Source organism: Neisseria sp. P0008.S002 (assembly GCF_051962805.1).
In the GTDB taxonomy this organism is placed as follows: domain Bacteria; phylum Pseudomonadota; class Gammaproteobacteria; order Burkholderiales; family Neisseriaceae; genus Neisseria; species Neisseria perflava.
In genome coordinates, this window is sequence record NZ_JBQCUY010000004.1 from 109987 (window position 1) to 126038 (window position 16052).

General features: G+C 51.0%; 11 protein-coding genes. 6 read left to right on the forward strand and 5 right to left on the reverse strand.

The window, feature by feature from the left end; translation table 11 throughout:
• The first annotated feature begins 36 nt into the window (after positions 1 to 36).
• The gene (gene atpD, locus ACTHSA_RS05690; protein WP_003748111.1) at positions 37 to 1434 is read left to right on the forward strand and encodes a F0F1 ATP synthase subunit beta; all 1398 of its coding nucleotides are present in this window, start codon (positions 37 to 39) and stop codon (positions 1432 to 1434) included.
• A gap of 10 nt (positions 1435 to 1444) precedes the next feature.
• The gene (locus ACTHSA_RS05695) at positions 1445 to 1870 is read left to right on the forward strand and encodes a F0F1 ATP synthase subunit epsilon (RefSeq protein WP_004519002.1); all 426 of its coding nucleotides are present in this window, start codon (positions 1445 to 1447) and stop codon (positions 1868 to 1870) included.
• Positions 1871 to 2242: 372 nt separating this feature from the next.
• Here ACTHSA_RS05695 and ACTHSA_RS05700 read toward each other — a convergent pair whose 3' ends face one another.
• From ACTHSA_RS05700 to ACTHSA_RS05715, 4 genes are all read right to left on the reverse strand, one after another.
• Positions 2243 to 3955, reverse strand: coding sequence for a flotillin family protein (locus ACTHSA_RS05700; protein WP_004519001.1), 1713 nt, complete (start codon positions 3953 to 3955; stop codon positions 2243 to 2245).
• Positions 3956 to 4161: 206 nt separating this feature from the next.
• A complete protein-coding gene (locus ACTHSA_RS05705; protein WP_004518999.1) occupies positions 4162 to 4827 on the reverse strand; it encodes a YqiJ family protein in 666 nt (221 codons plus the stop codon).
• 212 nt (positions 4828 to 5039) lie between these two features.
• Positions 5040 to 5708 (reverse strand): PspA/IM30 family protein, encoded by a 669-nt coding sequence (locus ACTHSA_RS05710; RefSeq protein ID WP_039861870.1) that lies wholly within the window; start codon positions 5706 to 5708, stop codon positions 5040 to 5042.
• Between the two features lie 53 nt (positions 5709 to 5761).
• Positions 5762 to 6262, reverse strand: a complete 501-nt coding sequence (locus ACTHSA_RS05715) for a hypothetical protein (RefSeq protein WP_004518995.1) — start codon at positions 6260 to 6262, stop codon at positions 5762 to 5764.
• Between the two features lie 181 nt (positions 6263 to 6443).
• On the opposite strand from ACTHSA_RS05715, the gene polA reads away from it, so the two are divergent.
• From polA to ACTHSA_RS05735, 4 genes are all read left to right on the forward strand, one after another.
• Positions 6444 to 9260: a DNA polymerase I gene (polA, locus tag ACTHSA_RS05720; RefSeq protein ID WP_070504202.1), complete on the forward strand. Its 2817-nt coding sequence runs from the start codon at positions 6444 to 6446 to the stop codon at positions 9258 to 9260.
• Between the two features lie 12 nt (positions 9261 to 9272).
• Positions 9273 to 9953, forward strand: coding sequence for a hypothetical protein (locus ACTHSA_RS05725; RefSeq protein WP_049344993.1), 681 nt, complete (start codon positions 9273 to 9275; stop codon positions 9951 to 9953).
• Positions 9954 to 10348: 395 nt separating this feature from the next.
• Positions 10349 to 10843 (forward strand): GlcG/HbpS family heme-binding protein, encoded by a 495-nt coding sequence (locus tag ACTHSA_RS05730; RefSeq protein WP_004518991.1) that lies wholly within the window; start codon positions 10349 to 10351, stop codon positions 10841 to 10843.
• 236 nt (positions 10844 to 11079) lie between these two features.
• The gene (locus tag ACTHSA_RS05735; protein WP_108699877.1) at positions 11080 to 14367 is read left to right on the forward strand and encodes a DUF2339 domain-containing protein; all 3288 of its coding nucleotides are present in this window, start codon (positions 11080 to 11082) and stop codon (positions 14365 to 14367) included.
• 86 nt (positions 14368 to 14453) lie between these two features.
• On the opposite strand, the gene ACTHSA_RS05740 is transcribed toward ACTHSA_RS05735, so the two are convergent.
• The gene (locus ACTHSA_RS05740; RefSeq protein WP_070695271.1) at positions 14454 to 16040 is read right to left on the reverse strand and encodes an FtsK/SpoIIIE domain-containing protein; all 1587 of its coding nucleotides are present in this window, start codon (positions 16038 to 16040) and stop codon (positions 14454 to 14456) included.
• Between the last annotated feature and the right edge of the window lie 12 nt (positions 16041 to 16052).

The window sequence follows — 16052 nt, forward strand, 5'->3', positions numbered from 1 at the left end:
CCGTCTGAAGCCTGAACAGGAAATTAGGATACGATAATGAGCCAAGGCAAAATCGTACAAGTTATTGGTGCGGTGGTTGACGTGGAATTTCCACGCGACGCTATCCCGCATGTTTACGATGCCCTGAAATTGGACGAGAACGGTCTGACTCTGGAAGTTCAACAGCTTCTGGGTGACGGCGTTGTCCGTACTATTGCAATGGGTAGTTCAGACGGCCTGAAACGCGGTATGTCTGTAAGCAATACTGGTGCGCCAATCACTGTACCGGTAGGTAAAGGTACATTGGGTCGTATTGTCGACGTATTGGGTACGCCTGTTGATGAAGCAGGTCCGATCGATACCGACAAGAGCCGTGCTATTCACCAAACTGCTCCGAAATTCGACGAGTTGTCTTCAACTACCGAATTGTTGGAAACCGGTATTAAAGTGATCGATTTGCTGTGTCCGTTTGCTAAGGGCGGTAAAGTAGGTCTGTTCGGTGGTGCCGGTGTGGGCAAAACCGTGAACATGATGGAATTGATCAACAACATCGCCAAAGCGCACAGCGGTCTGTCCGTGTTCGCAGGTGTGGGTGAACGTACCCGTGAAGGTAACGACTTCTACCACGAGATGAAAGATTCCAACGTATTGGATAAAGTAGCCATGGTGTATGGCCAAATGAACGAACCTCCAGGCAACCGTCTGCGCGTTGCTTTGACCGGTTTGACTATGGCCGAATACTTCCGTGACGAAAAAGACGAAAACGGTAAAGGTCGCGACGTATTGTTCTTCGTCGACAACATCTACCGTTACACTCTGGCCGGTACCGAAGTATCTGCACTGTTGGGCCGTATGCCTTCTGCAGTGGGTTACCAACCGACATTGGCTGAAGAAATGGGTCGTTTGCAAGAGCGTATTACCTCTACCCAAACAGGTTCCATCACTTCCATCCAAGCCGTATATGTACCTGCGGATGACTTGACTGACCCGTCTCCAGCGACAACTTTCGCCCACTTGGACGCGACCGTCGTATTGAGCCGTGACATTGCATCTTTGGGTATTTACCCGGCAGTTGACCCGCTTGACTCTACTTCGCGCCAATTGGATCCGATGGTATTGGGTCAAGAGCATTACGACGTAGCGCGCGGTGTACAGTCTACTCTGCAAAAATACAAAGAATTGCGCGACATTATTGCCATTCTGGGTATGGACGAATTGTCTGACGAAGACAAACTGACTGTGATGCGTGCCCGTAAAATTCAACGCTTCCTGTCTCAACCGTTCCACGTTGCAGAAGTGTTTACAGGTTCTCCAGGCAAATATGTCGCCCTGCGCGATACCATTGCCGGCTTTAAAGCCATCTTGAACGGCGAATACGACCATCTGCCTGAACAAGCGTTCTACATGGTAGGCGGCATCGAAGAAGCAGTTGAGAAAGCGAAAACCTTAAACTAAGGAGGTCGGCATGAGCGTCATGCAAGTTGAAGTGGTCAGTAGCGAGCAAAACATCTATTCGGGCGAAGCCAGCTTTGTGGTGGTTCCGACCGTTCAAGGTGAGCTTGGTATTTATCCACGACACGAGCCGATTATGAGTTTGGTACGCCCCGGCGCATTGCGTTTGACTGTTCCGGGTGAAGCTGAAGAAGTGCTGGTTGCCGTTTCCGGTGGCGTTTTAGAAGTACAGCCTGATAAGATTACCGTATTGGCAGACGTTGCCGTCCGCAGTACCGAAATGGATCAGGCGCGTGCTGAAGCAGCTAAAAAAGCAGCCGAGGCAGGTGTTTCTGCAGCCAAAGATGATAAATCTCTGGCCGAAGCGCACAAAGCATTGGCAGCAGCCATTGCCCAGCTGAAAACTTTGGATTACCTTCGTTCGCAAAAAAACAAGTAATGTGGGTTCATCAAGAAAAAGCACAACGAAATGTTGTGCTTTTTTATTTGCCTGAAGATAAGCAGCTTGGTATTGAAATGTCGATAGATGAGTAGATGGCAAACTTGAAATCGGAACGGTAGAACCGGTTTTTATGACTCAATTGTTGGCGGATCATTTTCAAAGCAGTTAGTCTTGTTATTTGGCTAAGAATAGCCTACTCAATCTTTTTTAACCACAAAAAGCAGGGTGGATAATTCCTAATTTATTGCAACCGCAACAGATCTGAATTGATCAGTATTGAAAATATTAGAATTTGCGGAAGCCCTTGTATAAACAAAAGGCCGTCTGAAACTTTTCAGACGGCCTTTAAACCATTATTACGGTATTCATTTATGATTGGTCGATGGTTTTATCCAGTCCTTGGGTCAGACCGTTGATGTCGCCACCATTCAGTCCCAACTCTTTCAATAGACCGTCAACCAACGGAGCTTGGCTGCGGTAGCGCAGGGCGCTGTTGACCATTTGATCGGCAAGGCTGGCTTGTGTGGTTTGGCCGTCTGAAACACCTTCCGCACCGTTTGCACCACCGGCAAAGCCACCCAGACCATTGACTTGCAAGATTTTGATGTCTTCGATTTTTTCCATCGGGCGGACGGATTCGCGGATGATGTCCGGCAGGTGTTTTAAGAGGGCAAGGCGGACTTGCATTTCAACCTGTTCAACGCTCAGGACGTTGGCAGCCTCGTTTACAGCGCGGGTACCTTCTGCATCAACCTTGTATTGTTGCTCTTGCGCTTGCGCCAACAGAATTTTGGCATCTGCCTCACCTTTGGCTTGCAGGCGGTGTTTTTCGGCTTCGGCTTCGGCGGCAATACGCACGGCTTCTGCGCGGTCTTGTGCGGCTTGTTTTTCGGCTTCGGCAGCAACAGTGAGCGAAATCGCATCTTTTTGCGCGGCTTCTTCTGCGGCAATCAATTCAACCGCTTTGGCACGCTCGGCGCGTTCGGTTTCGCGTACGGTAATCACGCTCTCTTCTTCGCGAACGGCGGCGGCGCGGGCTTTGTCGGCTTCGGCTTTGGCTTCGGATTCAGCACGCGATTTTTCGGCAACGGCGATGGCGCGGTCTTGCTCGGCCAATTCGATGGCTTTGCGGCGTTCAACCTCGGCCTGCTCAACGGCTTGGGCTTTTCTAATGTCTTCGTTTTTAATGTCGCGTTCGGCGGCAATGCGTTTCAAATCCACTTCGCGTTCAGCCGCAATTTTGGCTTCTTCCGCTTCACGTTTTTTCTGAGATTCTTGTTCGGCAATGCTGGCCTCTTGTTCGGCACGGCGGACGGCAATCTCACGCTCTTGTTCGAGTTTGGCGTATTCTTCTTCGCGCGAGATTTTCAGGCGTTGCTGCTCGGCTTCGAGGTTTTTGGTTTTGATTGCCAAATCGGTGTCTTGTTCGATTTCGTTACGTTTTTTGCGGCGGCCTTCGATGGTTTCGGTCAGTTTGGTCAAACCTTCCGCGTCAAAGGCGTTTTGCGGGTTGAAAAATTCGAAGCTGGTTTGGTCGAGGCCGGTCAGGGAAACGGTTTCGAGTTCGAGACCGTTTTTGAACAAGTCTTCACTCACGACTTGTTGTACTTTCTGAACGAAATCAACACGTTTTTCATGCAGTTCTTCCATCGCCATTTCGGCGGCAACGGCGCGTAGGGCGTCAACAAATTTACCTTCGACGAGGTCTTTCAACTCATCGGGAGACATGGTTTTCATACCCAGTGTTTGTGCGGCGGTCGCAATGCTCTCGGCGCTGGGTTTAACGCGGACGTAAAATTCCGCCATCACGTCAACGCGCATCCGGTCGCGGGTAATCAGCGCTTGTTGGGCTGCGCGGCGCACTTCAAGGCGCAGTGTATTCATGTTGACGGGGATGATTTCGTGCAATACAGGCAGCACCATCGCACCGCCGTTCATGATGACTTTTTCGCCACCAAAACCGGTGCGGACAAATGAGACTTCTTTGCTGGCACGGCGATACAGACGGGTCAGGATGAGGCCGAGTACAAACAGCGCGACGAGTATGACGCCGGCGATAGTGCCGATGGAGACCAAATTCATGGTTTTTCCTTTCTTCTTGTTAATATGCCTTTGGGGCGGTGGATTCAGAAGGCTTTGAGAGAAAGAGGCCGTCTGAAAGGGTTAAAAATATGTGAAATAATAGGGGGTGTTTTTTCTAATTTTTATCTCAAATTTCTAGATAGTGAGAATAGGACGGTGAAGTATCTATTTTTCCCGTATCGATAAATCAGCGGTTTCAGACGGCCTTAATCAACCAAGTTGCCGCTCGGATTCAAAATCGCTTTAAATGTATTTCCGTTCAACGACACCAGCAATACTGCATCACCTTGTTTTAATACATCTTCAGAGTCAGGCTCTACCATCACATAATGCTGTTGGCCGTAAGCATCTTTCACGCGCACCTGCGCCGCATTGCCTACCCGAGCTTCGCCCAATACCACCGTGCCGACGCGGCCGATTAAACTTTCCTGCAAAACGGCAGTGGTTTCATCTTTCGGCATAATTTTGTACAAACCGCTAGCCGTCACGCGCACCAAGGGTAGGGAAATAAACCAAACAATGACTGCTGCCAGCGTGCCATTCAGATAACTGCCGAATACAGTGGCAAAGGCCGTCTGAAACAGATAACCCGTCAGTCCGTATACGGCAAGAAACACCACCATCAACATCAACACCGGGATACGTCCGACATACAGCCAGCTCAGGAAACGCACGAATATGCCTGCATCCGCCACATCCAATCCGACCTCGGCGTGCGCAGTTTCGGTCAGGCTGTCGGGCAACAGGTTGTCCAACCAGTCGCTGATACCGCCTGCCAGCATGGAAATGACTTCCAACACACCGAGCAAAACCATCAGCGCAATGGCAATGCCGAAGATTTCAGTTTCGGGGGCGTTGATTAAATTCCACATATTGCATTTCCTTATTCTTTTTAATTTTCAGACAGCATATATTTTATTTTAAAGTTAAGCAGATTGGATATGGGTTTTTTATTAATTTGTCGTAACTGACAGGATTTTTCCCAATCCGTCATCTTTTTGTTATTAAGGTGTGTATGGTTTTCTTTTTTCAGACGGCCCGTAGAGATAGAGGCCGTCTGAAACCGCGATTTTCTCAATATGGCTTATGATTTCGCTTTCAATGCCGCCAATCGTTCGGCAATACGGTTGTTGCGGCTCAAGTCTTCCAATTCCTTCAATTTTGCCAACTGCGCCGCATCGGTGCTGCTGTGTACCGAGTTTTGACGACCCATCACGCGGTCGAAAGCGTTGCCGCTTTTTTCGGCATCACGGGCAATGCGATTGAGGTCGCTGCCGTTGCCGCCGGCTGTTTTGCCTGTGCTCATGCTTTGCTGTGCGGCACGCCAGTCTTGCAACTGCTGCTGCATCTCGCGTTTTTTCGCCTGCAGGGCGGCGATAAAGCCTTCGAGCTCTTTTTCTTGTGCGGCACAATCGGCAATGGTGTTTTCCAAGATGGGCAGACGCGCTTCGATGTCCATCTGTTCGGCGATACCTGCTTCGGCAAGATCATCGCGACCGGCATCTACGGCGGCTTGTAGATTGGCATCGATGGCTTCGTGGCGGTTGCTTTCATCGGCCATTTTCTTGGCGGCAAGGTGTTTCTGAGCCAACACTTTGCCCAATTCAGCACGCACTTCATCTACTGCGCGCTCGATTTCGCGGATGCTTTCGTTCATGACCGCTTCAGGTGCGAGGTTTTCCGCCGCATCAATCAGGGCATGAAAACCGCCGCTTACCAGACGGCCTACTCGGCGGGATAGGGTTTCGCTCATTTGGATTTTCCTTTCACTAAAATGTGTTTGTTTCATTTGGTATGGAGGCAGTCTTAAACTTCATTTGCCTGTTGTACAATCTTTGCCAGTTTCAATGTGTTTTCAAGCTGTTGCAATACGCTGTCGTCGTATGCCGCGCCTTTGCCGGTTACGGCGAGTTGTAGGATGCTGTCAGTCAGGCGGACGATGCGCCACATCAGTTCGCGCTCGTATTTTTTCAAATCGTCGAGGTCAGCTTCTTCGGGCAGGTCGGCGGCGAGTGTTGCGCCTAAGTCAGGCAGTTGTTCAAACAACCTCGCCACGATATGCGAATGCACTCCGGCCTGTTTTTCAGCGTGCAAGATTTCGTGTTTTGCCGCTTGGAAAAATTGCTCCTGCGCCGTCAGTGCGGAGCTGTAATCGCGTGTCTGCGTATGCGCCAAGCGCGCCAGCTTGAGCAATTCGCGGATTTTTTCAGACGGCGTATTTGCTCCTTCGATTTTAAGTTCGGCAATAAAATCAGCATCTTCCTGAGTGATGCGCACACTAATTGGGATACGGTTCGTTGCATTCATATTCGTCTGCTTTGGTTTGTATTCATTTGAATACAAATATACAAGGTGGGATTCTGAGGCGCAATACCTGAAACCGTATATTTATGTAAACATCAGGCCGTCTGAAACTTGATTTTCGGTTTTCAGACGGCCTTTTCCTTTATAATCCGTACATTATTTTCATACACACAGCAGGTTCTCCATGTCCAACAAACCCACACTCCTTCTCGTTGACGGCTCTTCTTATCTTTACCGCGCCTATCATGCTATGGGGCAGAATTTGTCTGCGCCCGACGGTGCGCCGACTGGGGCGATGTATGGCGTGTTGAATATGCTGCGCCGGCTGCGTGCGGATTATGTGCACGACTATTGCGCGGTGGTGTTTGATGCTAAGGGTAAGAATTTCCGCCACGAGATGTTCCCCGACTATAAGGCGACGCGCCCGCCGATGCCGGACGATTTGCGCCCGCAGGCGGAAGCCTTGCCGGATTTGGTGCGCCTGATGGGCTGGCCGGTATTGGTGATTCCGCAGGTGGAAGCGGATGACGTTATCGGCACTTTGGCTAAGATGGCTAGCGAAGCAGGGTGGAACGTGGTGGTATCTACCGGCGATAAGGACATGGCGCAGTTGGTGAACGAGCGCGTGACGCTGGTGAACACGATGAGCGGCGAAACGCTGGACATTGAAGGCGTGAAAGAAAAATTCGGCGTGCGTCCCGACCAAATCCGCGATTATCTCGCGCTGATGGGCGACAAGGTGGACAACGTGCCGGGTGTGGAAAAATGCGGCCCGAAAACGGCGGTGAAGTGGCTGGAAGCCTACGGCTCGCTGGCCGGCGTGATGGAACACGCTGGCGAAGTCAAAGGCAAGGTCGGCGAAAACCTGCAAGCCGCTTTGGAACAACTGCCGCTGTCGTATGATTTGGTAACGATTAAAACCGATGTGGACTTGCACACCGAGCTTTCAGACGGCCTTGAAAGCCTGCGCCGTACTACGCCTAAATGGGCGCAGCTGGTTGTCGATTTCAAACGCTGGGGTTTCCGCACTTGGCTGAAAGAGGCGGAAAGCCGTATGCACGAAGCGCAAAACACAGATTTGTTCGGCAGTGAGCATATCGGCGAACAAGCCGCATTGGCGATGGAAACACAGCCTGAAAAACAACCCGAACTCGCCCCAGTCCCTGAAAAGCTGGATTATCAAGCCGTTACCACCGAAGCGCAGTTTGCCGCCTTGTTGGACAAACTGGCTCAGGCGGACAAAATCGGCATCGATACGGAAACCACGTCATTAGACGCGATGAACGCCGCGCTGGTTGGCATCAGCATCGCGTTCCAGGCAGGCGAAGCGGTTTACATCCCCGTAGGACACAGCCTGACTGCCGCACCCGAACAGCTCGATTTACAAGACGTATTAGGCCGTCTGAAACCGCATTTGGAAAATCCCGCCCTGAAAAAAATCGGGCAAAACCTCAAATACGACCAACATGTTTTCGCCAACTATGACATCGCCCTGAACGGCATTGCCGGCGATTCCATGCTCGCTTCCTATATCATCGAGAGCCATCTCGGACATGGCTTGGACGAGTTGTCCGAACGCTGGCTCGGCTTGGAAACCATTACCTACGAATCGTTGTGCGGCAAAGGCGCAAAGCAAATCAGTTTTGCCGATGTCGCCATCGTGCAGGCGACTGAATACGCCGCCCAAGACGCCGATTTTGCCCTGCGTCTCGAAGCGCACCTGCGCGCGCAAATGGACGACAAACAGCTTGAAATGTATGAAAAAATGGAGCTGCCCGTCGCGCAAGTATTGTTTGAAATGGAACGCAACGGCGTGCAAATCGACCGTGCCGAACTCGCCCGCCAAAGTGCAGAACTCGGCGCCGAGCTGATGAAGCTTGAACAAGAAGCCTACGCCGCCGCAGGCCAGCCGTTCAACCTCAACTCGCCCAAACAGCTGCAAGAAATCCTGTTCGACAAAATGGGCATCCCCACCAAAGGCCTGAAAAAAACCGCCAAAGGCGGCATTTCCACCAACGAAGCCGTGCTCGAACAGCTCGCGCCCGACTACCCCCTGCCCAAAATCATCCTGCAAAACCGCAGCCTGGCGAAGCTCAAATCCACCTACACCGACAAACTGCCCGAAATGATTTCCCCCAAAGACGGCCGCGTGCATACCACCTACGCCCAAGCCGTCGCCATTACCGGCCGCCTCGCCAGCAACAACCCCAACCTGCAAAACATCCCCATCCGCACCGCCGAAGGCCGCCGCGTGCGCCGCGCCTTCACCGCACCGCAAGGCAGCGTCATCGTTTCCGCCGACTATTCCCAAATCGAGCTGCGCATCATGGCGCACCTCTCCGGCGACAAAACCCTCATCGCCGCGTTCCAAAACGGCGAAGACGTACACCGCCGCACCGCCGCCGAAGTATTCGGCACTGCCCCCGAAAACGTCTCGTCCGAACAACGCCGCTACGCCAAAACCATCAACTTCGGCCTGATTTACGGCATGGGCCAATACGGCCTTGCCAAATCATTGAGCATCGACAACATCTCCGCCAAAAACTTTATCGACCGCTACTTCGCCCGCTATCCCGGCGTCGCCGAATACATGCAGCGCACCAAAGAACAAGCCGCCGCACAAGGCTTTGTCGAAACCCTGTTCGGCCGTCGCCTCTACCTGCCCGACATCCACAACAAAAACGCCAACGCCCGCGCCGGAGCCGAACGCGCCGCCATCAACGCCCCCATGCAAGGTACCGCCTCCGACCTCATCAAACGCGCCATGATAGACGTATCCTGCTGGCTTTCAGAGTGCGAAGCCTCCCCGTGGGACGACCTCTTGCAAAGCAAACTGATCATGCAGGTGCATGACGAACTGGTGCTGGAAGTACCCGAAGCCGAACTGGATTTGGTCAAAGAAAAACTGCCGCAGATTATGGCGAAAGTGGATGAAGGGATGTTGAACGTGCCACTGGTGGCGGAAGTGGGTGTGGGGATGAATTGGGAAGAGGCGCATTGAGACGGAGAAAATATGTTTTTTAAAAATAAAGATTTTGTAAGTATTAGTGATGTTAGAAGGTCAAAAAGGGAAAAAATAGAAACTTATTATGCTAATTTGAATTGGAATTTTCATGCAAAACCAATAATCTTAGAAGTAATCGAAGAGTTTGAATATGAAATTAAAGAAAAACTTAAAGATAGAGTATTTCATAATATATTAAAGGAACAAGGAAATGGAAGAATAAAAACAGATAAAACAATTTATGGAGATAGTATAACTATTTATTTTGGGCAACGTCCCCTTCCATGTAGACCAACTATTTTAAAACCAGGAGTCAGTATGGAAGTATTAGTAGAAAAAGGGCCATCATTAGTTTTTTCTTGTGCGTTTAATGGCTCCGTTGCTGCTTTTATCTATCCTCAAGAAACAGATTGGTCTCACTCCAGTCGTAACGCGTATGTTGTTTCGGCATGGAGAAACAGTAGGGAATTTAATAAATCCGATATTCGTAGGGTATTTAAACTTTTCATTCAAATTTATTTATTTGGAAGCTCTTATATATCAAGTAAAAAATCAGCAAAAGTTTATGCTAAATTAGAGGCAAAGCATTTACAGACTTTGGAAGGTAAAAATGCAATAATAGGATATTTATATTATTTAAAATATATTATAAATGGGCTAAGGAAAATTTATGGAATCGCGAAGCCCTAATAAACTGTAGTAGTTATAGGTCAGTAACTTAATATTTAGCAAAAACTATTCAGCAAAAGTTGGTGCTATTTCAAAAGCCAGTTGTAGGTCGAATACTTGGATCTGATAAAATCAGCAACCATCTCAAAAGTCGTTGGATCCAAGAATCTGACCTCTCCCAACCGAAACTACGTGCATGCCTTAAGCCGCTCACCCTACCTGAACATCACGCGAAACTGGGTATCGGGTGTAGGGTGTGTGCGGTACGCAGGCACGCGATGTTTGAAACCTAAAACCCATCCGAGGCCGTCTGAAAACCTATCTTATGGTTTTCAGACGGCCTTTATTCTTCCCGCCGATAGGCATACAATCAAAAGTGCAGTACCTTTCATTGATTCAATACAAGGAGACCAGTTATGCGCGGCATAAAATCAGTTGCATTGTTGTGTACTTTGGCATTGGGTGCGCCGGCGTTTTCTGAGGGTTTGACCAAAACGCTGCCAGGCGATTTGACGACGGCTCAGGCGCAGGCGGTGGTGCAGGCTTCGATGAAAAAGGCGCGTGAAATCAAGGTGCCGATGAATATCGCGGTTATGGACGCGGGCGGTAATTTGAAGGCGTTCGCGCGTATGGACGATGCGTTTATCGGCAGTATTGATATTGCGCAGAAAAAGGCGAAAACGGCGCGCTATTTCAATATGTCCACCCGCGATTTGGGCAAGGCTTCGCAGCCGGGCGGCGAGCTTTACGGTATTGAGGTGACCAACGACGGTTTGGTGATTTTTCCCGGCGGTGTGCTGTTGGTGGATAAAAACGGTGTTATCGTCGGCAGTGTCGGTGTGAGCGGCGGCTCGGTCGATGAAGACGAAAGCGTCGCGAAAGCAGGTGCGGCAGTATTGTCGGGAAGTTAAGCCGTAGTTTGAAACAAGACCCAATGCGTTTCTTTTCATGATTTGCGTTGGGTTGTTGAAATAGGTAGAGGCCGTCTGAAAATCCCTAAATATTTTCAGACGGTCTTTTTCTATTCCGATTCTCTATATTCTATTTGCCGTATGCTTTTATTCTCGGCCTTTTATCTCTTTTTTTCATGAATAATGTTGTCGGTGTTACAATCGGCATATTCTTATTGTTATCAAACAGGTGTTTCATGCAGTTTTTCGGCCTGCTTATTCCTATTATTATCGGCTATTTTGCTGATGAGATGTTCACCGGCGTCATTGTTGGGTCGTTGTTTTGGCTGGTTGCTTGGTCAATCTCGAAACAGCGTCAAGAAGAGCGTTTGGCTGAATCTGCTACGGCAGGCGACAGGATGCAGAAGCTGGAGCAGGAAATCGAGCTGCTGAAACAGCGTTTGTTGGTGTTGGAACATGAGGCTGTCCGTGATGAGGCGAAGGTAGGGCAGGGGCTTGAGGCTCGGGCTGTTGCCGATGTTCAGACGGCCTCTGAGCCGCTTCATGTTCGGGTTGAGCCTGAGGCGGAAGCTGCGCCTGTTAAGCAGAAAATTGAAGAGGCATTTGCTCCTTCTTTTTCTATACCTATTGATCCTGTACCTACCAAGGCTTCTGCTTCGTCTGAGCCTGTTGTGGAAGAAGTTGTCGAGGCGGTTGCTCCGGTTGCTGCTGAACAAGAAGAGCTGCCTAAAGAAGAGGTTGTTGTTGCTTCGATGCCGTCTGAAAACGAAGAGGCTCCATCGCGTCAATTCGTTATCCATAAAGATAAGGTGGAAGGCGGAGAATATAAGTTTTCCGACAATCCGATTGTTGCTTGGTTCTTGCGCGGTAATCCGCTGTTGAAAACCGGTATTGTGGTGCTGTTCCTCGGCTTGGCGTTTCTCTTGCGCTATGCCTCCGAGCGGGTTCATGTGCCGGTGGAGCTGCGTTATTTGACTGTAGCAGGCGCGGGTTTGGCGGCGGTGGTCGGCGGCTGGAAGCTGCAAAGCCGTAAGCGTGAATATGGCTTGGTGTTGCAGGGTTTCGGCGTGGCGGTGATATATTTAACGGCGTTGGCGGCGTTGAAACTGCATCCGCTGTTGCCTGTGTCGGTCGTGTTCGGGCTGATGGTGGCGATGGTTGTGCTGATGGCGTGGCTGGCGGTAAGGCAGAATGCGCAGATTATGGCGCAGGTTGCTTTAATCGGCGGTATGGCTGCGCCTTTGCTGACTTCAGACGGCAGCGGCAATTATTTGGTGCTGTTTTCTTATCTTGCCCTGCTCAATGCTGGTGTGGCCGCGATTGCGTGGTTTAAGGCATGGCGCCCGCTGAACCTGACGGGTTTTGTCGCTACTTTTGCCATTGCCGCGCTGTGGGGCATGCGAAGTTATACGCCGCAACATTTCGCCACTACCGAGCCTTTCCTGATTTACCACTGGCTGCTCTATACCTTTATCGCGTATCTGTTCGCACGCCGTAAGTTGACGGAAAACAGCGAAGACGGCGTTACACCGATTGCCGACAATGCGACTTTGGAAGAAATCGGCAAGAGTATTTATACACACGGCCTGCGCGTGCATGTCCTCGACCATACTTTATTGTTTGGCACGATGGCGGCGGCATTCGGCCTGCAATACCGCATGGTGGAACATTGGCCGGCTGCGGATGCGCTTTCCGCATTGGGTTTTGCCGCGGTTTACGGACTGGCCGCGCTGCTGCTGAAACGTCAGCAGGGTTTGTATATTTTGCGTCAGGCGTTTTTTGCGTTGGCGGTGTTGTTCCTTACGATTGCCGTTCCGCTTTATTTTGAACCGAGCAATACGGTCATTTTATGGAGTGCCGAATCCGCACTGGTTTATTTCTTCGGTTTGCGCCAACAGCGTCCGCATATCCGTTTGGGTGCGCTGATGGTTTATCTCTTGGCGGCACTGATTCAATTGGGCAATTATCAGGGCTTCGGCACGGATACCGTTCTGGAAGGGCAGTGGTTTACAACGGTTGTGGTGTTGCTTGGCGGAGCGGCGATTTACTTGCTGTGGTATTTCTCGCGTCGCGAAGGTTCGGCGCAATGGGAAAAATCTGTTCAGACGGCCGTGTTGTCTGCCGCCTTGCTGTACATCTCTATTTTGCCTTTGCTCTTCTTGGCCGAGCGCGGCTGCATTGTCGCTCTTTCCGCTTTGGCGGCGGCGTGGGCATTCTGTCGGCGCAAACACGAGCCGAATGTGTTTATCACATTTACCTTGGGCAATGTATTGTTCGCCCTGTTGCTGCAAGCCGGTATTATTTATGAATCCCAAGGTTTCCTGAGCCATCTGTACCTTATTGCCGCTACGCCTTTGCTGTTTGCGGCTGCCTACGCGCTGCAATATCCACGCGTGCCGGTTAACACCGAAAAGCCGGAAGGAAACGAGGTTTACTTTGCGAAGGTTGCAGGCTGGATCATCCTGCTTACTGCGTTGGCGACAGGCAGCTACGCCCTTTATATGCAATGGACAGGCGAGGAAACCCTGTTTACCCAGTTGTGGCTGTGGCCGATATTTGCCGGCCTGCTGCTGTTTGCCAAACGTCTGAAATGGGAAGAGCTTCTGCAAACCAATTTGGCATTCTTGCCATTGTTTGGCCTGCATTTCCTCTCCTACCATACCGAACATGCGGTGACAGCCGCCGCAGCCTTGCCGCTTGCCGCCGCTACCGTGTTGCACTTCATTATTCTGAACAACTATCCGCGCCATGATCTGATTTGGTTGCACAAACTCAATATCACGATACTCGGCGTACTTTGGACGCTTTGGACCGCGCTGTATGTCGGTGGTCTTCTCTCCGGCGTTTGGTCGCAGCTCTCATGGCTGGTTGTGCCTTTGGCGATGTGGATTGTTTTCCATACGCAGCGCCACCGCGAATTTTTCAGACGGCATCAAGCCATTTATCAGCATTTTGCTATGCCGTTGTGCGCCCTTGCCGCTGCCTGTTGGATGCTGTGGACCAACTTCTCCACGCCGTTCCAACCTTCACCGTTGCCGTATATTCCCGTGCTCAATCCGGTGGAACTCGCCAGCGCCGGCATGCTTTGGTTTGCCCTGAAATCCCTGCCCGAAGCCTTGCCGCCCGAGCTTCGCCGTACCACGGCAACCACAGTTTCCGCCTTGGCATTTATGCTGATCAGCGCAGGCGTGATGCGCGTATGGCATTTCTACGACGGCATTACTTGGCGTCTCGACATCATGCTCCAATCCTTCGGCCTGCAAGCCAGCCTCTCCGTCGTTTGGGCAGTAACCGCCATCATCTTGATGGTACTCGGCAACCGCCGCAAACAGCGTTCCTACTGGATGACAGGCGCGACGCTGATGGGCATCGTGGTCGTCAAACTCTTCCTGATCGAGCTTTCCAACAGCGGCGGTATCGAGCGCATTGCCTCCTTCATCATCGTCGGCTTGCTGTTGCTTCTGGTCGGCTGGTTTGCCCCCGTTCCGCCCAAAGCAGAGAATGATGGCGAACCTAAAGCCTAATCACTAATCCCCAAAGGAAAAGACCGTCTGAAACCCCATTTAAGTTTCAGACGGCCTGAGACCTTTGCAAAGGATGGTTGAACAAATTATACATTATACCCGTGCAGAAAACGTGCTGCTTCATTGTTCCATTTGACCAAATGATCGCCTTTGGCCGTCAGGTTTTCAGCACCGCGCTCGCCCAAGATAATCTCGGAAGACTGGCGTTTGCCTGTTTTCAACGCAATTTTGGTCGGCAGGTTGTCACGTAGGCGGCCGCTGAGTGTTTTCGCATCGGGGCGTTGCGTTGCCAATAACAGATACATTCCTGCGGAGCGCGCTTTTTGTGCCAGCCGTACCAAATGCCCTTCTGCGTCACTGCTGACATCGATAAGGTCGGCCAGTTCGTCAATCACGATAACAACATATTTTGGACGGGCGTGCTGTGGGACTTCTGCAATATCCTTTGCAGCGTATTCGTCCATCAGGCGGTATCGTTTATCCATCTCGTCAGCAAAAGACGACAATATTTCAGCAGCTTCTTCCGCATCGCTGACTATGCGCCCCTGCCATAAATTCGGACGGTCTTTGAAGGCGGCGAAATCCGCAGAAACTTTGCAATAACACACGACGATTTCCGTTTCATTCTGAGGAGCGAGTTCGAACAGGGAAGCCAGCATTGAGCGCACCAGTACCGATTTCCCAGCCCCCGTTTCCCCGCCTACCATCACATGCGGCGCGGTGGCAAAATCTTGAAACACGGGTTCGCCGCGTTCGTCCAAACCGATACACACTGGCAATCTGAATTGCTGTGCCGATGCGCGGTATTGCTGTAAGGCCGTCTGAAACTCACTTTGCCCGTATTGCCGCCAAGTGTCTTGCGGGCGCAGGATATTGATGTGCCATGTATTGGCTTCGCCGCGTATGCGTCCGCAGCGCATTTCGTCATCGCCGATGCCTAATTCGGAGCAAATCTGGCTGTGGTATTTTTCCAAATCCACATAGCAGTCGAACTGTACGCGCAAGCAGTCGTAGCGCACGCCGACGTATTCTAGTTGTATCGTGCCGCCCTTGCCGACTGTTTTGTCCAGTGCGGTTTTAAGTTTGATGCGGGCTGCATCGAGTGTTCCGACATTTTCTGCGGGAAATTCGCTTGAACTAGAAATCTCTCCTGCATGTTGCCGTCCGCTACTGTTTTTAACAGCCAATTCAGCCAATTCGTTCAAAAAGGCCTGCCGTTGTGCCAAATCGTCATCGGGTTTGAATTGTCTGCAACGTTCCCAAAACGCATGCAAACCAAGCGCGCCGGTATGCCACAGGTCGGCAATTAGTTTGTACAAATCATCTTTTCCCGCCAGTTTCCCTTGCCTGATGTGGAACAGGGTTTCGCTCAACAGGGCAAGCCAAAGCCGCGAATGGTCTTGAAAGCAGGTTTGGAAAGAAGGGATGTCGATGCCTTTGGTATCGGGGGCGGCAGTCAAATTTTCCGGCTGGCGAGCCCAGCCTTTGGCAAAGCAATAGCCGATACAGAGTACCGCCCACTCGTAGTTGTTGTCCAGATGCGGCAACGCACCTGCGTGGGTGAGTTTTTCGCGTATGGCTTTGGCTTCGCTGCTGGAAATAATGTGTTTGTCGCTAATCAGGGTATGGAAATAGTCGGAATCCCACTGGCGGTTGTCTGGCAGCAGATACATGTATTGTTCCTT